Annotated in this window: 16 protein-coding genes and 1 pseudogene; 11 read left to right on the forward strand and 6 right to left on the reverse strand. The window is 71.4% G+C overall.

Annotation, left to right across the window (positions count from 1 at the left end):
- The 3 genes from ispG to AC060L_RS33585 form a co-directional block, all read left to right on the forward strand.
- Positions 1-1,010, forward strand: a 1,010-nt coding sequence (ispG, locus tag AC060L_RS33575; RefSeq protein WP_483802766.1) for a flavodoxin-dependent (E)-4-hydroxy-3-methylbut-2-enyl-diphosphate synthase, incomplete at its 5' end; no start/stop codon positions are given.
- Between the two features lie 63 nt (positions 1,011-1,073).
- Positions 1,074-3,005, forward strand: coding sequence for a 1-deoxy-D-xylulose-5-phosphate synthase (gene dxs / locus AC060L_RS33580; protein ID WP_483802767.1), 1,932 nt, complete (start codon positions 1,074-1,076; stop codon positions 3,003-3,005).
- Positions 2,995-4,395: an aspartate aminotransferase family protein gene (locus AC060L_RS33585; protein WP_483802768.1), complete on the forward strand. Its 1,401-nt coding sequence runs from the start codon at positions 2,995-2,997 to the stop codon at positions 4,393-4,395. Before dxs ends, AC060L_RS33585 begins: the two co-directional genes overlap by 11 nt.
- A 51-nt stretch (positions 4,396-4,446) precedes the next feature.
- Here AC060L_RS33585 and AC060L_RS33590 read toward each other — a convergent pair whose 3' ends face one another.
- The gene (locus tag AC060L_RS33590) at positions 4,447-4,722 is read right to left on the reverse strand and encodes a DUF6343 family protein (protein WP_483802769.1); all 276 of its coding nucleotides are present in this window, start codon (positions 4,720-4,722) and stop codon (positions 4,447-4,449) included.
- Positions 4,723-4,854: 132 nt separating this feature from the next.
- Here AC060L_RS33590 and AC060L_RS33595 point away from each other — a divergent pair, with 132 nt between their 5' ends.
- Both AC060L_RS33595 and AC060L_RS33600 read left to right on the forward strand, forming a co-directional pair.
- A complete protein-coding gene (locus tag AC060L_RS33595) occupies positions 4,855-5,103 on the forward strand; it encodes a hypothetical protein (RefSeq protein ID WP_483802770.1) in 249 nt (82 codons plus the stop codon).
- A 267-nt stretch (positions 5,104-5,370) separates the two neighbouring features.
- A complete protein-coding gene (locus AC060L_RS33600; RefSeq protein ID WP_483802771.1) occupies positions 5,371-5,574 on the forward strand; it encodes a hypothetical protein in 204 nt (67 codons plus the stop codon).
- A 98-nt stretch (positions 5,575-5,672) separates the two neighbouring features.
- On the opposite strand, the gene AC060L_RS33605 is transcribed toward AC060L_RS33600, so the two are convergent.
- Positions 5,673-6,500 (reverse strand): SAM-dependent methyltransferase, encoded by an 828-nt coding sequence (locus tag AC060L_RS33605; protein WP_483802772.1) that lies wholly within the window; start codon positions 6,498-6,500, stop codon positions 5,673-5,675.
- A gap of 325 nt (positions 6,501-6,825) precedes the next feature.
- On the opposite strand from AC060L_RS33605, the gene AC060L_RS33610 reads away from it, so the two are divergent.
- Positions 6,826-7,944 (forward strand): lipid II:glycine glycyltransferase FemX, encoded by a 1,119-nt coding sequence (locus tag AC060L_RS33610; protein WP_483802773.1) that lies wholly within the window; start codon positions 6,826-6,828, stop codon positions 7,942-7,944.
- Between the two features lie 120 nt (positions 7,945-8,064).
- A pseudogene (locus AC060L_RS33615) lies at positions 8,065-9,087 on the forward strand (alanine racemase); the annotation flags it as partial.
- A gap of 191 nt (positions 9,088-9,278) precedes the next feature.
- Here the strand turns inward: AC060L_RS33615 and fabG are convergent.
- Positions 9,279-10,046 (reverse strand): 3-oxoacyl-ACP reductase FabG, encoded by a 768-nt coding sequence (gene fabG, locus AC060L_RS33620; protein ID WP_483802774.1) that lies wholly within the window; start codon positions 10,044-10,046, stop codon positions 9,279-9,281.
- A gap of 566 nt (positions 10,047-10,612) precedes the next feature.
- Here fabG and AC060L_RS33625 point away from each other — a divergent pair.
- Entirely contained in the window at positions 10,613-11,398 is a 786-nt protein-coding gene (locus AC060L_RS33625; RefSeq protein ID WP_483802775.1) for a MarR family winged helix-turn-helix transcriptional regulator, read from the forward strand.
- A 149-nt stretch (positions 11,399-11,547) separates the two neighbouring features.
- On the opposite strand, the gene AC060L_RS33630 is transcribed toward AC060L_RS33625, so the two are convergent.
- Complete coding sequence (locus AC060L_RS33630; RefSeq protein ID WP_483802776.1) at positions 11,548-12,402, reverse strand: aldo/keto reductase; 855 nt, start codon at positions 12,400-12,402, stop codon at positions 11,548-11,550.
- 208 nt (positions 12,403-12,610) lie between these two features.
- Here AC060L_RS33630 and AC060L_RS33635 point away from each other — a divergent pair, with 208 nt between their 5' ends.
- From AC060L_RS33635 to AC060L_RS33645, 3 genes are all read left to right on the forward strand, one after another.
- A complete protein-coding gene (locus tag AC060L_RS33635; protein WP_483802777.1) occupies positions 12,611-12,856 on the forward strand; it encodes a LapA family protein in 246 nt (81 codons plus the stop codon).
- 76 nt (positions 12,857-12,932) lie between these two features.
- On the forward strand, positions 12,933-13,838 hold the full coding sequence (locus tag AC060L_RS33640) for a LysR family transcriptional regulator (protein WP_483802778.1): 906 nt from the start codon (positions 12,933-12,935) through the stop codon (positions 13,836-13,838).
- A 131-nt stretch (positions 13,839-13,969) separates the two neighbouring features.
- The gene (locus tag AC060L_RS33645) at positions 13,970-14,530 is read left to right on the forward strand and encodes a cysteine dioxygenase family protein (RefSeq protein ID WP_483802779.1); all 561 of its coding nucleotides are present in this window, start codon (positions 13,970-13,972) and stop codon (positions 14,528-14,530) included.
- Positions 14,531-14,550: 20 nt separating this feature from the next.
- On the opposite strand, the gene AC060L_RS33650 is transcribed toward AC060L_RS33645, so the two are convergent.
- Both AC060L_RS33650 and AC060L_RS33655 read right to left on the reverse strand, forming a co-directional pair.
- Positions 14,551-16,047, reverse strand: coding sequence for a hypothetical protein (locus tag AC060L_RS33650; protein WP_483802780.1), 1,497 nt, complete (start codon positions 16,045-16,047; stop codon positions 14,551-14,553).
- Positions 16,048-16,094: 47 nt separating this feature from the next.
- Complete coding sequence (locus tag AC060L_RS33655; protein WP_483802781.1) at positions 16,095-16,916, reverse strand: TetR/AcrR family transcriptional regulator; 822 nt, start codon at positions 16,914-16,916, stop codon at positions 16,095-16,097.
- Positions 16,917-16,977 lie beyond the last annotated feature (61 nt).

The following is a 16,977-nucleotide window of genomic DNA, read 5'->3' on the forward strand; positions in this document are numbered from 1 at the left end:
TCAACGCGACGCTGCAGCAGATCGCGCAGCTGACCGCGTCCGGCTGCCAGATCGTGCGGGTCGCGGTGCCTTCGCAGGACGACGCGGACGCGTTGCCGATCATCGCGAAGAAGTCGCAGATCCCGGTGATCGCGGACATCCACTTCCAGCCGAAGTACGTCTTCGCGGCGATCGACGCCGGCTGCGCGGCCGTCCGGGTGAACCCGGGCAACATCAAGGCGTTCGACGACAAGGTCGGCGAGATCGCGAAGGCGGCGAAGAGCGCGGGTGTGCCGATCCGGATCGGTGTGAACGCGGGCTCGCTGGACAAGCGGCTGCTGGAGAAGTACGGCCGGGCGACGCCGGAGGCGCTGGTCGAGTCGGCGCTGTGGGAGTGCTCGCTGTTCGAGGAGCACGATTTCCGCGACATCAAGATCTCGGTGAAGCACAACGACCCGGTCGTGATGATCAATGCGTACCGGCAGCTGGCGGCGGCCTGTGACTACCCGTTGCACCTGGGTGTGACGGAGGCGGGTCCGGCGTTCCAGGGGACGATCAAGTCGGCGGTGGCGTTCGGGGCGCTGCTGGCGGAGGGGATCGGGGACACGATCCGGGTTTCGCTGTCGGCGCCGCCGGCGGAGGAGATCAAGGTCGGGATCCAGATCCTGGAGTCGTTGAACCTGCGTCAGCGTGGTCTGGAGATCGTGTCGTGCCCCTCGTGCGGGCGGGCGCAGGTGGATGTGTACAAGCTCGCGGAGGAGGTCACCGCCGGTCTGGAGGGCATGGAGGTGCCGCTGCGGGTCGCGGTGATGGGCTGTGTCGTGAACGGTCCGGGCGAGGCGCGTGAGGCGGACCTGGGGGTGGCCTCGGGCAACGGCAAGGGGCAGATCTTCGTGAAGGGCGAGGTGATCAAGACCGTTCCCGAGTCGAAGATCGTCGAGACCCTGATCGAGGAGGCCCTGATCCTCGCCGAGCAGATGCAGGCCGAGGGCTCCCCGGCAGGCGTACCGGCCGTGATCGCGGCAGGCTGATTCCAGCAGGTGCATACAGAGGTCCAGTCAGATACCCCCAACAGCGAGCCACGAGGTGTCGTGATGTCACTCCTGTCCTCCGTCCAGGGACCAGCCGATCTGAAGCGCCTGCCGGCCAACCGCATGCCGCAGCTGGCCCAGGAGATCCGGGACTTCCTGATCGAGGCGGTCTCCCGAACCGGCGGCCATCTGGGCCCGAACCTGGGCGTGGTCGAGCTGACCATCGCGCTGCACCGGGTCTTCGACTCACCGCGTGACCGGATCCTCTGGGACACCGGGCACCAGGCGTACGTCCACAAACTGCTGACCGGACGGCAGGACTTCAGCAGACTGCGGGCCAAGGGCGGGCTCTCCGGCTACCCGTCCCGGGCCGAGTCCGACCACGACGTGATCGAGAACTCGCACGCCTCCACGGTGCTCGGCTACGCCGACGGGATCGCCAAGGCCCACCAGATCCAGGGCCGCAACGACCGCCAGACGGTCGCGGTGATCGGCGACGGCGCGCTCACCGGCGGTCTGGCCTGGGAGGCGCTGAACAACATCGCCGAGGCCCAGGACCGCCCGCTGGTCATCGTCGTCAACGACAACGAGCGCTCCTACGCCAAGACCATCGGCGGCCTCGCGAACCACCTGGCCACGCTGCGCACCACCCAGGGCTACGAGCGGTTCCTGGCCTGGGGCAAGGAGGCGCTGCAGCGCACCCCGGTGGTCGGCCAGCCGATCTTCGAGGCACTGCACGGCGCCAAGAAGGGCTTCAAGGACTCCTTCGCGCCGCAGGGCATGTTCGAGGACCTCGGCCTGAAGTACATCGGCCCGATCGACGGCCACGACATCGCCGCCGTGGAGTCCGCGCTGCGCAAGGCGCGCGGCTTCGGCGGCCCGGTGATCGTGCACTGCCTGACCGTCAAGGGGCGCGGCTACCGCCCGGCCGAGCAGGACGAGGCGGACCGGTTCCACGCGGTCAGCGCGATGGACCCGTACACCTGCCTGCCGATCTCGCCGAGCTGCGGCACCTCCTGGACCTCGGTCTTCGGCGAGGAGATGCTGGCCGTCGGCGCGCAGCGCCCGGACGTGGTCGCGATCACCGCCGCGATGCTCCAGCCGGTCGGCCTGGCCCCGTTCGCGAAGGCCTTCCCGAGCCGGATCTTCGACGTCGGCATCGCCGAGCAGCACGCCGTGGCCAGCGCGGCCGGCCTGGCCACCGCCGGCCTGCACCCGGTCGTCGCGGTCTACGCGACCTTCCTCAACCGGGCCTTCGACCAGGTCCTGATGGACGTCGCGCTGCACAAGCTCGGCGTCACCTTCGTGCTCGACCGGGCCGGCGTGACCGGCAACGACGGCGCCTCGCACAACGGCATGTGGGACATGTCGATCCTCCAGGTGGTCCCGGGGCTGCGGCTGGCCGCACCGCGTGACGCCGTCCAGCTGCGGGCCCAGCTGCGCGAGGCGCTGGAGGTCACCGACGCGCCGACCGCGGTGCGCTTCCCCAAGGGCGAGATCGGCCCGGTGGTGGAGGCTGTCGGGCACCAGGGCGGCGTGGACATCCTGCAGCGCACCCAGGTGCCGGGGCGGACCGGCCAGGAGATCCTGCTGGTCTCGGTCGGCACCATGGCCACCGCCTGCCTGGACGCCGCCGCGCTGCTCACCGCGGACGGCTTCGCGACCACCGTGGTGGACCCGCGCTGGGTCAAGCCGGTGGATCCGGCCCTGGTCCAGCTCGCGGCCGCGCACCGCCTGGTGATCACGGTCGAGGACAACGGGCGCGCCGGCGGCGTCGGCGCCGCGATCGCCCAGGCGATGCGCGACGCCGAGGTGGACACTCCGCTGCGCGACCTCGGGATCCCGCAGCAGTTCCTCGACCACGCCAGCCGCGGCGAGATCATGGAGGAGACCGGTCTGACCGGCACCGGTATCGCCGCTCAGACCGCCGCCTTCGCCAAGCACCTGCTGCCCAACCTGCCGAACCGAGGAGTGAACGAAACTCGTGCCAGCTGACCGTCCTGCCGGCTCGCTCGACCTCGCCGCCCTGCTCGCCGAGCGCGGCGGCGAGCGGTACGAGCTGCACAGCCGCTACCTCAACCCGCAGCTGCCGCGGATGCTGCACACCATCGGCTTCGACAAGACGTACGACCGCGCCGCCGGCCCGTACTTCTACGACGCCGAGGGCAACGAGTACCTGGACATGCTGGCCGGCTTCGGCATCTTCGCGCTCGGCCGGCACCACCCGGTGGTGCGCGACGCGATCCAGCAGGTGATGGACCTCGACCTGCCCGACCTGACCCGCTTCGACTGCCCGCCGCTGCCCGGCCTGCTCGCCGAGCGGCTGCTCGCCCAGGCGCCCGGACTCGACCGGGTCTTCTTCGGCAACAGCGGCACCGAGGCGGTGGAGACCGCGATCAAGTTCGCCCGGTACGCCACCGGCCGGGGCCGGATCATCTACTGCGACCACGCGTTCCACGGTCTGACCACCGGCTCGCTCTCGATCAACGGCGAGGGTGGGTTCCGCAAGGGCTTCGGCCCGCTGCTGCCGGACACCGCGATCCCGCTCGGCGACCTCGACGCGCTCCGCCGCGAGCTGCGCAAGGGCGATGTCGCGGCGCTGATCGTCGAGCCGATCCAGGGCAAGGGCGTGCACCAGGCCCCGCCCGGCTGGCTGCGGGCGGCGCAGGACCTGCTGCACGAGAACAAGGCGCTGCTGATCTGCGACGAGGTGCAGACCGGCATCGGGCGCACCGGCTCGTTCTTCGCCTACCAGGACGAGGAGGGGGTGGACCCCGACCTGGTCTGTGCGGCCAAGGCGCTCTCCGGCGGCTACGTGCCGATCGGCGCGACGCTCGGCAAGGGCTGGATCTTCGAGAAGGTCTACTCCTCGATGGACCGGGTGCTGGTGCACTCGGCCAGCTTCGGCTCCAACGCGCAGGCGATGGCGGCCGGTCTGGCCACGCTGCAGGTGATGGCCGACGAGAAGGTGGTGGAGAACGCCCGGCGGGTCGGTGACCTGTTCCGGGACCGGCTCTCGGCGCTGTCCGACAAGTACGAGATGCTCGCCGACGTGCGCGGGCGCGGGCTGATGATCGGCATCGAGTTCGGCCGGCCGAAGTCGCTCAAGCTGCGGACCGGCTGGACGGCGCTGCAGGCCGCCCGCAAGGGGCTCTTCGCCCAGATGGTGGTGGTCCCGCTGCTCCAGCGGCACCGGATCCTCACCCAGGTCTCCGGGGACTACCTGGAGGTGATCAAGCTGATCCCGCCGCTGATCATCACCGAGCGCGAGGTGGACCGCTTCATCGAGGCGTTCAGCGAGGTGATGGACGACGCGCACCGTGGCGGCGGCCTGATGTGGGACTTCGGGCGGACGCTGGTCAAGCAGGCGGTCGCCGCCCGCTGAGCCGCGCGGCCGCGCTCGCGGCCGTACTCGGAGCCTTACTCGGGGCCGTACTCACAGCTCGACCCGGCGGCGCCGGATCACGACGTAGAGGTCGATCAGGGCGATGACGGTCAGCGCGAAGCAGACCACCGCGAAGCCGATCAGGGTGCCCCGGGAGGGTACCCCGGTCGGCTTCGCGAGGGCTGCGAAGACCGCGAAGGCGGCCGTCATCAGCGCGAAGACCGGCGTGAAGATCACCGAGAGCAGGAACCTCAGCTTGAGGTCGCTGCGCGCGAAACGCGGCTCGGTCCCGCTGCGCCACCGGCGCGGTGTGGTCGCATAGCGCATGCCGTCCACCTCCGTCCGGAATCGACCTACCCGAACGCTTCAACCTTAGACCGGCGGTACGCTCATCAGTCGAAGCACGTGAGGCAGTGGGCGCTCGTCGGGGAGCGCGGGCGTGAGGATCGGAGGACCGGCGTGAGCATCGCGGTGTGCACCATCTGCACCGGGACCGGGCGGCTGGCCGGCCTGCAGTGCCGGACCTGCAAGGGCACCGGCACGACCGAGCGGGACACCGGCGGCAACTGCTTCCTCTGTACCGGGACCGGGACGTACACCCGCTACCGGGTCTCGGCCGACGGCAGCAAGCACCCCTACCGCGAGGAGCCCTGCCGCACCTGCGACGGCACCGGGTCGATCACCACCGGGCACGCGGTCGACGCCTGAGCCGCACCCTGAGCCGCACCCGAGCAGCAGCCGCACCCGCACCCTGTGCCGCAGCCGGCCCCTGAGCCGCACGCGCAGCTGAAGCCGCACGAGCACCGCCTGCCCACCCAGTGGTGATCCGGGTCCGATGACCGGTTGATCCCGGCCCGGATCTGATCGGGCGTTCGTTCGCTCTTTCTGACTCAGAGTCAAACGGCTACCGTGGACGAGTCTCCGGAACCTCCTGAGTCCCGCCCCTGGTCTCTTCGTAGCCACTGCGAGGTCGTCATGGTCGCCACCGTCACCTACTCCCGCTACTGCGCGCACTGCGGTACCCCGGTCTCCGAGGGGCCGGAGGGCGGGTACGTCTGTGGTGCCTGCTTCCACGTGGTCGAGCCGCTCGGCGCGGACGAGGCCCGCAAGGCGCGGCGCGCCGAGCGGGCCGTCATGGTCGCGGAGGCCGCCCGGCTGCGGGCACTGCGCCAGCTCTAGGGCCGGACAGGGCCCCGGCCGGGCGCAGACCCAGGCCGGGCGCAGCAACCGGCGGCCGCAGCGGGCAGCCACGGCCCGCCGCCCGCTGCTCGGGGCGCCTACTTCTTGCGGGCGACCGCCGCGTAGCCCGGGGCCCAGACCTCGGCCGCCTCCGCCGACTCCGGCCGCCACTTCGGCACCACGACCAGCCCGGGCTCGGCCAGCTCCAGCCCCGTGAAGAACCGCTCGACCTGCTCCCGGCTGCGCGGGCTGACCTGGGCCGCCGCCTTCCGGTAGATCGCCCGCCCGGCCTCGGTGCGGGCCGGCGGCTCGAAGTCGCCGGTCGCGTGCGAGAGGATCAGGTAGCTGCCCGGCGCCAGCTCCGCGAGCAGCCGCTCGACGATGCCGTACGGATCCTGCTCCTCGTCGATGAAGTGCAGCACCGCGACCAGCATCAGCGCGACCGGCCGGGAGAAGTCCAGCGCCTCGCGCACCCGTGGGTCGGCCAGGATCAGCTCCGGCTCGCGCAGGTCCGCCTGGATCACCGTGGTCGCGCCGTTGCCCGGACCCGCCATCAGCGCGCGGGCGTGCGCCAGCACGATCGGGTCGTTGTCCACGTAGACCACCCGGGCCGCCGGGGCGACCTGCTGCGCCACCTCGTGGGTGTTGCCGGAGGTGGGGATCCCGGTGCCGATGTCGAGGAACTGGTCGATGCCCTGGTCCGCCACGAACCGCACGGCCCGCTGCAGGAAGCCCCGGTTCGCCTTGGCCGCGCCCGGGGTGCCCGGCGCCGCTGCGATCATCTGCTCGGCGGCCGCCCGGTCGGCGGGGAAGTTGTCCTTGCCGCCGAGGAAGTAGTTGTAGATCCGGGCCGGGTGGGGGACGTCCGGGCGCAGGTCGGTCGGCTCGTGTATCTCGTCGGGCCACTGCGGCGCCATCCACGTCATGCCGTCGTCCTCCATCGCGCACTCCCGGTCTGCCTGGTCGCCGAACCGATCGACGACTGATCGGTCATCAGATGATCGGGCAACAGGATAGACAGCTGTTGACCGGTCGCGTGGGCGAACATGGTCAAGTGCGGTCGGACCGGTTGAACGGGGGCTGCCTGAACGGAGGCTGTCGCGGCCGTGGTCGACCGGCCGGGCGAGAACTTTTAATTTCCTCTCATAATCGTGCAACACAACCTGGGTCCCATCACGTCTGGAAGGGAGTACCAGCACGAACCGGCCGAGCAGCCGGTTCGTCATTTGCCATTCCAGGAGCACTGCACAGATGACTCTGAGTGTGAAATCGATAACCGGCGAGGAGCATCTCGCTTTCATTCGGAGCCTGCCGTCGGCGAGTCACATGCAGCTCCCGTCCTGGGGCGGGGTGAAGTCCGAGTGGCGCAGCGAGTCGATCGGCTGGGTGGACGCCTCGGGCACGGTGGTCGGGGTCGGGCTGGTGCTGTACCGGCAGCTGCCGAAGCTGAAGCGCTACCTGGCGTACCTGCCGGAGGGCCCGGTGATCGACTGGTTCGACCCGGATCTCGACCGGTGGCTGCAGCCGATGCTCGCGCACCTGAAGGCGCAGGGCGCGTTCTCGGTGAAGATGGGCCCGCCGGTGGTGATCCGCCGCTGGGAGGCGGCCACCATCAAGCAGGCCGTCGGCAACCCGGAACTCACCCGGCTGCGGCAGGTGCCCGCCGACTGGTACGAGCCGCGCGGCTTCGAACTGGTGGACCGGCTGCGGCGTTCGGGCTGGCTGCAGGGCGAGGACGGCGGTGCCGGCTTCGGCGACGTGCAGCCCCGCTACGTCTTCCAAGTCCCCCTGGCAGAGCGCTCGTTGGACGACCTGCAGCGCGGCTTCAACCAGCAGTGGCGGCGCAACATCAAGAAGGCCGAGAAGAGCGGCGTCGAGGTGGTCCAGGGTGGCTACGACGACCTGCCGGCCTTCCACCGGCTGTACGTGGTCACCGCGGTACGTGACGGCTTCACACCGCGCCCGCTCTCCTACTTCCAGCGGATGTGGACGGAGTTGACGGCGGAGGATCCGAACCGGATGCGGCTCTACCTGGCGTACCACGAGGGCGAGCCGCTGGCCGGGACCACGATGCTGACCGTCGGCGAGCACGTCTGGTACTCCTACGGCGCCTCGGCGGACCACAAGCGCGAGGTCAAGCCGTCCAACGCGGTGCAGTGGCGGATGATGCGCGACGCGTACGCGCTCGGCGCGGCGCGCTACGACCTGCGCGGGATCAGCGACACGCTCGATCCCGCGGCGCCGCTCTTCGGGCTGATCCAGTTCAAGGTCGGCACCGGCGGCCAGGCGGCCGAGTATCTGGGCGAGTGGGACTTCCCGCTGAACAAGCTGCTGCACAAGGCACTTGACCTATATCTGAAGCGTCGTTGACCCGTGCAAAAGCTGACCGCACCCCATGACGCCGCACCCCGTGACGCCACACCCCATGACGCCGCACCTCATGACCATCGGGCAGTTGACCGACTGTCTTCACATTCTCGGAGAGTACCCATGAGCTTTTCGCTGTCTGTGGACACCGACCGCTGGCGGACCCATCAGCGTGCGCTGCTGGCCGAGTTCCCCGGCCTGGTCCCAGTGGCCAAGGGCAACGGCTACGGCCTGGGCAACCACCGGCTGGCCCAGGAGGCCGAGCGGCTGGGCAGCGGTGTGCTCGCCGTCGGCACCGCCGACGAGGCCGCGGACCTGCTGGACGTCTTCCCGCGCGACCTGCTGGTCCTCGCGCCGCATCGCCCCGGCCAGGAGACCTCCGCACTGCCCGTCGACCGGGTGATCCGCACGGCCGGTTCGATCGAGGGCCTGCGTGCGCTACGTAACCACCGTGTGGTCGTGGAGTGTCTGACCAGCATGCGGCGGCACGGGATCCGCATGGCGGAGCTCGTCGAACTGCGCGAGGCGCTGGCCGGCGTGCAGTTGGAGGGCTTCGCACTGCACCTGCCACTGGACCGGCCCGACGGCACCGACCCGATCGAGGAGGTCACCGCCTGGCTGCAGGCGATCGGCAACGCGGACCTGCCGCTGCGCACCGTCTACCTGAGCCACCTCGGTGCGGCCGACATCGCCCGGCTGGTCGAGCGGTTCCCGTGGACCACGTTCCGGTCCCGGATCGGCACCCGGCTCTGGCTCGGCGACGCGTCGGCGCTGGCGGCCCGGGCGACCGTGCTGGACGTCACCCCGGTCGCACGCGGCGAGCGCTACGGCTACCGCCAGCACAAGGCACCCTCCGACGGGCACCTGCTGGTGCTGGCCGGCGGCACCGCGCACGGCATCGGCCTGGAGGCCCCGAAATACGTGCACGGGCTGCTCCCGCGCGCGAAGGGCATCGCCCGGGCCGGCCTGGCGACCCTCAACCGCACGCTCTCGCCGTACCAGTGGGAGGGCCGTCAGCTCTGGTTCGCCGAGCCACCGCACATGCAGGTCAGCATTCTCTTCCTGCCCGGCGGCACTGAGCCGCCGGCCGTCGGCGACGAGCTCGCGGTCAACGTCCGGCACACGATCGCGCACTTCGACCGGGTCGACGCCCCGCCCGGCTGCGCCATCGCGCAGAGCGCCGGGCTGCTGCACGGCGTCCGGCTGCTGCCGGGCGTCCCTGACAGCAGCCTGTCGGTGCGGCACGCCTGACCGCAGCTCGGAGTCGGTGAGATTCCCCCGGCCCATCGTCCGACCCGGAGGGGACACGGGGGACCGGGGGTACTACGGCGGATGTACTAGTCGAGCGGTCCGCCCGCGACGTAAATAACCTGGCCACTGACGAAGCCCGCACCCTCGCTCGCGAGGAACGAGATGGTGTGCGCGATGTCCTGCGGAACACCGACCCGGTTGACCGGGATCTGCGTCGCGGCGGCGGCCTTGAACGCCTCGAACTCCATGCCGACCCGGGCCGCCGTGGCGGCCGTCATGTCGGTGGCGATGAAGCCGGGCGCCACCGCGTTGGCGGTGATGCCGAACTTGCCGAGCTCGATCGCCAGCGTCTTCGTGAAGCCCTGCAGACCGGCCTTGGCCGCCGAGTAGTTGGCCTGGCCGCGGTTGCCCTGGGCCGAGGAGGAGGAGAGGTTCACGATCCGGCCGAAGCCGGCGTCCACCATGTGCTTCTGGACGGCCCGGGTCATCAGGAACGCGCCGCGCAGGTGCACGTTCATCACGGTGTCCCAGTCGGCGGCCGACATCTTGAACAGCAGGTTGTCGCGGAGCACCCCGGCGTTGTTCACCAGCACCACGGGGGCGCCGAGTTCGGCCGCGATCCGGTCCACCGCGGCCTGCACCTGGGCCTCGTCGGAGACGTCCGCGCCCACGGCGAGCGCCCGGCCGCCGGCCGCGGTGATCTTCTCCACGGTCTCCTTGCCGGCCGACTCCTCGAGGTCGACCACCGCGACCGCGTAGCCGTCGGCGGCCAGCCGCAGCGCGGTGGCGGCGCCGATTCCGCGCGCGCCGCCGGTGACAACCGCGACCTTCTGGGTGCTGTTCTGCTCGGTCATACGTCGTACTCGCTTCTCTCGGTTTTGGGGGTTGGGCAGCTCTGAACCGGCTGGGCAGATCTGCACGGTTGGGCAGCTCTGAACGCCCTTGGGAACCCTGGGAAATAGCTGGGAAATGGCGGTGAGAGTGCCGCCCGGTAACCCTACCGGCGGGTAGTTGACGTGGCCAGGGCCCGGCCAGTGCGGGTTGTCAGCACACCGACGCGGGACGAATTGCGACAAGTCCCCCGAACATCCGTCTACTATCTGCCCCTGCCTGCCGCAAGAGTGCTCGCGTTTGTATAGTGTGCGCCAGCAGCCGTCGGCTGCACGGCGGAGCTCCCCTCGATCCGGGTCGAAATCACTGCGGTTGGTTCTCGATTCGCGCCGGGGGAGGCCAGCACGCCGCTACTGCCCCGCCCGGGTGTCCCACAGCACGCCGGGTGTGACATCAGGACGGATTCATGGTGCTGGGGGAGATCCCGACGACCCGCGTGCCCGGACGACTGCAGCAGTCACCCGGGCACCTCATCCGCGTGGCCCAGCAGGTGCACACACGGCTGTGGTCAGAACACGTCGGAGCCGAATTGACGGCTCCTCAATTCGCAGTCCTGCTCGCCCTCGCTCTGGAACCGGGCGCCGACCAGCGCACGGTGGGCGAACGGGCGTCGCTGGACAAGGCGACGATGGCCGAGATGGTCGCTCGACTGGTCCGGCGCGGCCTTGTGCTGCGCCGACGCGACCCCGCTGACGGCCGGCGCAAGCTGCTCGCTCTCTCGCAGAGCGGCGCCCAGGCGGTCCGCGAGGCAACCGGCGGAGTGGTGCGCGTGCAGCGCACCCTCTTCGAGCCGCTCACACCCGAGGAGCAGCTCGAACTCGTCCGGGTGCTGGCCAAGATAGCCAGGATGGAGCCGGCGCAGGTGGCCGCGCTCGCCGATGCCCGGCCGCTGCTGGATGCCCAGCGCGCGGTCGGCTATCTGATCCGGGTCGGCCAGCAGGTCCATACCAAGCTCTGGTCCGAGCACGTCGGCTCCGAACTGACCGCCCCTCAGTTCGCGGTGCTCGACGCGCTGGAAACCGAGCCGGGCGCCGACCAGCGCACGGTCGGTGAGCTGGCCTCGCTGGACAAGGCCACGATGGCCGAGATGGTCAGCCGGCTGGTCCGGCGCGGACTGGTGCTGCGTCGGCGCGACCCCTCGGACGGGCGGCGCAACCTGCTCTCGCTCTCGCCCACCGGTCAGGAGCTGCTGCACAGCGCCGCCGCCGGGGTGGCCGAGGTCGAGCGGCTGCTGCTCGAACCGCTGGAGCAGGCCGAGCACCAGCAGGCGCTCGTCCTGCTGGGCAAGGCGGCCCGGCTCGCGCCGGTGGCGTAACGATTCGCCCGGAGCTTTCTGGGAGTTGGCTGGGAAGCGCCTTCTCCGAGGACCGTTCCTGCTAGGGCTTTTCGTCAGTAAGGACACAGCACTGCGGCCCCTCGCTTCGGCGAGGGGCCGCAGTGCTGTTCCGGCGGGATTCGCCCGGATCAGTTCCAGTCGAAGCCGACCGGGTCGGGGCCGAGCCGCTTGCCGGTCTCGACGCCGGCCAGCGCCGCGAGGTCATCGGCGTCCAGCTCGAAGCCGGTCACCGCGATGTTCTCCTGGATCCGGGAGGGCGTGACCGACTTCGGGATCGCGATGATGCCGCTCTGCAGGTGCCAGCGCAGCACCACCTGAGCCACCGTGCGGCCGTGCTTCTCGGCGACCTTCACCAGCGCCGGCTCGTTCAGCAGGCTGCCGCCCTGGCCCAGCGGGCTCCAGGCCTCGGTGGCGATGCCGTGCTCGGCGTGGAAGGCGCGCAGCTCGTGCTGCGGGAAGTGCGGGTGCAGCTCGACCTGGTTGAGCGCCGGGACCAGCGAGCTGGTCTCGAAGAGCCGGGTCAGCTCGGCCTGGCCGAAGTTGGAGACGCCGACCGCCTTGGTCCGGCCCTCGGCCAGCAGCTGCTCGAACGCCTTCCAGACGTTCTGGTAGCTGCCGTGCATCGGGCGCGGCCAGTGGATCAGGTAGAGGTCCACGTAGTCGGTGCCGAGCTTGTCGAGCGAGGCGTCGAACTCGCGCAGCACGGCGTCCCGGCCGGCCTCGCCGGACCAGTCACGCGTGCCGCTGTTCCACAGCTTCGTGGTGATGAACAGTTCCTCGCGGGCCACGCCGGCCTGCCGGATGCCGGCGCCGGTGCCGACCTCGTTCTCGTAGATCGCTGCGGTGTCGATGCTGCGGTAGCCGCTGTCGATGGCGGTGCGGACGGCGGCCGCCGCCTCGTCGTCCGGGACCTGCCAGACGCCGAAGCCGAGCTGCGGGATCGCGACGCCGTTGTTCAGGGTGATGCTGGGGATGGTGCTCACGAGCGGGAGTGCCCTTTCGGGTTGTCCGGAATTACCGCTGGATCAACCCTGTGGATGCCGCCGATGTTCCCGATCGGGATGTTTTGTCCTGAGAATTTCCTGGTCGGCCGCCGTATGCCACCCGATCGGGCGAGTCTGGTCGTCCGTACGGACGAGCTGAGGGTGGCTCGGCCGCGCCCCGGGCGGCTGCGGCGCGCAGACTGCGGGTGTGGCTAAGAACCCGAACTTCTCCGGTCAGAAGAACAGCGAGATCGCGGGCGTTCCGACCCGCGTGGTGGTCGGCGTCGTGGTCGCCGCGCTGGCGCTCTGGTTCCTGCTGGCCAATCTGGAGAAGGTGAAGATCCAGTTCTGGTTCTTCACGGTGACGGCGCCGCTGTGGATCGCGCTCGCCACCACGCTCGTGGTCGGTGGGGTGCTCGGCTACCTGTTCAAGGGGCGCCGCGAGAACCGCTGAGTTGGACCAACTGCGTTGATGATCAGTAAAGCTGAAGCAGGGTCAGGTTCACCCAACTTCTGCTTATGATTCAGCCATGCTCGACTCCCGGCACATCCGGACCTTCCACGAGGTGGTCAGCACCGGCTCGTACACCGCGGCCGCCCGCTCGCTCGGCTACACCCAGCCCGCCGTCACCCAGCAGATCCGCGCGCTGGAGCGGGAGACCGGGATGCCGCTCTTCGCCCGGGACGGTCGCCGGATGCGGCTCACCGAGGCCGGCGAGACGCTGGCCCGGCACGCCTCGGTGATCCTCGACAACCTCGGTGCCGCGCAGCAGCAGCTCCAGGCGCTGGGCCGACTGCGGGCCGGGCGGGTGCGGGTCTGCGCGTTCCCGAGCGCGAACGCGACGCTGATCCCGGAGGCGATGGCCCGGCTGCTGACCGACCACCCGGGTGTGCGGGTCGAACTGCTGGAGGCCGAGCCACCGGAGTCGCTGCAGAAGCTGCTGGCCGGCGAGTGCGACATAGCGCTCGCCTTCAGCTACCCGGGACTGCGGGCCGAGGTGCCGGCCGAGCTGGTGGAGATCCGGCTGATGGAGGACCTGCTCACGGTGCTGCTCCCGGTCGGCCACCAGCTGGCCCGCCGGCACGCGGTGCGGCTGGCCGACCTCGCGCAGGCGCGCTGGATCGCCGGCTGCGCCCGCTGCCGGGCGAACTTCCTGCACGTCTGCGCGGAGGAGGGGTTCGAGCCGGACATCGTGGTCACCACCGACGACAACCTCGCGTTGCAGAGCCTGGTCGCCGCCGGGGTCGGGCTCGCGGTGGCGCCCTCGCTCGTGCTCTCCTTCCTGAACCACCGCCGGGTCACCGGGCGAGCGCTGGAACCGCACGTGCGGCGCGAGGTCTGCGCGTACGTGCTGCGCGAGCACCTGCCGCTGCCGGCCACCTCGCTGGTGCTGGACGGGCTGAAGTCGGCCGCGGCGGCCCGGGTCGGTTGTTGACGGTCGTTGACGGTCCGTCACTCGGAGCTGACCCCGCGTTCACCGCCTTGGCCCAATCCATAAGCCCGGCTTGGCGGTTGCGAAGAATCGCTGCTTGGACGCCGGCGGCACTCCGGTCCGAAGCTGCCGATATGACCGTGACCACGCCTGAGCTCGCCCGCACGCCGCTGGCCGACACCCTCGTCGACGAGATCCGCGAGGTCGTCGTCCGGGGGCTCACCCCCGAGCTGACGGCCCATCTCGCCGCCGAGCGCCTGCGCTACTACCTCGGCGACCCCGCGCTGCTCACCGTCGCACAGCAGCAGGGCGACCCCGAGCGCTACCGGCAGCACGTGCTGCACGTCGAACCGGACGGCAGCTTCTCGGTGGTCGCGCTGGTCTGGCTGCCCGGTCAGCGCACCTCGATCCACGATCACGTCTCCTGGTGCGTGGCCGGCGTCCACCAGGGGCAGGAGAGCGAGCGCCGCTACCGGCTGGCCCCGGAGGGCGCCGTGGCCCGTCTGGTCCGCACCGAGGACGTGGTCAACCCGACCGGCTCGGCCTGCGGCTTCGCGCCGCCCGGTGACATCCACCAGGTATGGAACTCCTGTACCGGCAGCGCGATTTCGGTCCACGTGTACGGCGCCGACGTGGTGCGGCTCGGCAGCAGCATCCGCCGGGTGTACCAGCCGTGCGAGGGCGAGCGGGACTGACGGGGGCCGGTGCCGCGCCGTCAGGCGAACGGGTCGCGCGCGGTGGCTGCCGGGGGCGCCAGTGCGGGTGCAGGCGCGGGTGCGGGTGTCGGCGCGGAGTCGGGCTGGGGCGCGAACGGGTCGAAGTCCGGCGGCGGGATCAGCACCGGGGTGCCCTTCGGCGGTGCGGGTGCGGGTGCGGGTGCGGGCGCGGGTGCAGGTGTGGGCTCGGGCTCGGGCGTGGCTGCGGGTTGGCGTGTCACGGTGCCGAACGGGTCCAGCGGGGCGGCTGGTGGCGCGGGTTGTCGGGTCAGTTGGGTCTGTTGGGCCTGTTGGGTCTGCCGAGCTTGTCGAGTGGCCGGCCGGCCGGTCGGCACGCCGTCCCAGCCGAACTCGGCACTGCGCAGCAGGTCCGCGAAGACCTCCGCGTACAGCTCCCAGTCCGCCCCCTGCGCCGTGCCCAGGTGCACGGTCAGCAGCGAGGCGCCGTCCGGTAGCGGCAGGTACGCCTGGACGACCGAGGAGACCACCCCGCGCCGGGCGCCGTCCTCGGTCAGCGCCGCCGGCACCGCGCCGGTGCGGCCCTGCACCAGCACGACGGCGGGGCCGGCCGGCAGCAGCACCGTCCAGACCTCGGCCTCGGGCCGTGAGGTGGCCAGCCAGGCGGCCAGCTCGGTGATCGGGAGAGGGCTCGCTTCGAGAGCGAGCACCAGCGTGGCGTTGCTCGGCCGACCGTCGATCCGCACCGCCGCGACGCCCGCGAACCGGACGTCGGCCGCCGTGAACTCGTCGGCCAGCACCGCGCAGAGCACCGCCCAGTCCCGCCGCCTCGACGGGCCGTCGCCGGACGGCGGCTCGCTCGCGAACAGCTCCTGCGCGACCTCGGCGAGCTGCTCCGCGAGCGCCGCGTCGTCGCCGCGCACCGTCAGGGCGTGGAAGGCGGGCGGCACGGTCAGCCGAACCGCCACGCCGGTGCCGGTCGGCAGCTCGGCCGGCCGCAGGGTCTGCTGCCCGGCGGCCAGTTCGGCCAGCGGCGCGGCGAACGCCGGGCGCAGCCGAGCCGCCGGGGGCTCGGCCAGCACCGGGAGCTGGAAGTCGGCGGCGGACGGGAGGCCCGTGCGGCCGCGGACCGGCGCCGGACCGAAGTGCGCGAGCAGCCGCCGTACGGTGGCGGCCGACCGGCCGTCCGGGCTGCTGCCGGTCGGGCTCCCGGCGTCCGGCGTGCGGGGCTCCGCCGCGTGGTGCTCCGGTGCGCAGGAGACGAGCATGCCCCGGCCGGGCAGCAGCCGTCGGCCGGGGCCGGTCCGGGTCAGCAACTCGTCGAACAGCGCAGCGCCGGTGGCGGTGGCGGCGCCGGTGACGGCCGGCGGCCCGGGTGCGCGGAACCCGGTCAACGCGGCGAGCGGTGCGCGGGCGACCCCGGGGCCGAGCAGAGCCTCGGCGAGCGAGTCGAGGGTGGCGCTGATCCGCTCGGCGGCGGTTCCGGGCAGGTCATCCGATCGGCCGGCTGACTCGTCGCCGTACCCGTTCTGCGCCATGCTCCGCAGCCCCCACCCTCGCTGGTCCGGACCCCCGCCCTGTTCTATCAGACCGCCTGCGCGCCGCCGCCACCGCGCGGATTCGCCGTCGCGGCCAGCTCGCCGAGCGCCTGCGCGACGCCCGGGGCGCCGAGCAGCCCGGCGAGCGAGTGGACCAGCTGCCCGGTCGGGCTGCCGGGGTGCTCGGCCGCCAGGTAGAGCCCCAGCGTCTCGGCCAGCCCCGACTCCGGCTCCCGGGCCGCCGCGACGACGAGCGCCGCGACGAAGTCCTGCACCAGCCGCAGCCGCACCGCCTCCTTGGGCTCGCGCTGCTGGTCGGCAAGCCACTCCAGCGAGGTGATCTCGGCGTTCGCGATCCAGACCCGGACGGTCAGCCGCAGCCGCGCGCTGGCATCGGGCAGCGCCAGGTGGCCGAGGATCTGGTCGTGGGCGGCCTGGCGGACGTCGTCGATCACCGCGTTCGTCCCCGGGCTGGCGGCGACCGAGCCGCCGCGCAGCAGGGCCGCGAAGCCGGGGCCGTGCTCGGCGACGAAGTCGAGGTAGCGGTCCATCACCCGGGCCAGCCGGTCGGAGAGCGCCCCGACCGCGGGCTCCTCGAAGCGGCCGGCCAGCTCCTGGCCGGCCCGGCGCAGCGACTCTTCGTAGATCGCCTGCTTGCCGGGGAAGTAGTGGTACACCAGCGGGCGGGAGGCGCCGGCGGCCGCGGCGATGTCGTCGATCGACACCTCCTCCGGCGGCCGCGCGCTGAACAGCTCCAGTGCGACGGCGATCAGCTGCTCGCGCCGTTCGTCCACGCTCAGCCGCCGACGCGGCTGGGACGGCGCGCGCGGTGAGGACTTGGGCGCCGCTGCGGGCGTACGGGAGGCCATGGGCGTCACCCTATGACGAGGGGAGCAGTCATGACGAAAGTCTGACGTCGCCCCCAGGCCG

Source organism: Kitasatospora sp. NEAU-69 (assembly GCF_057158765.1).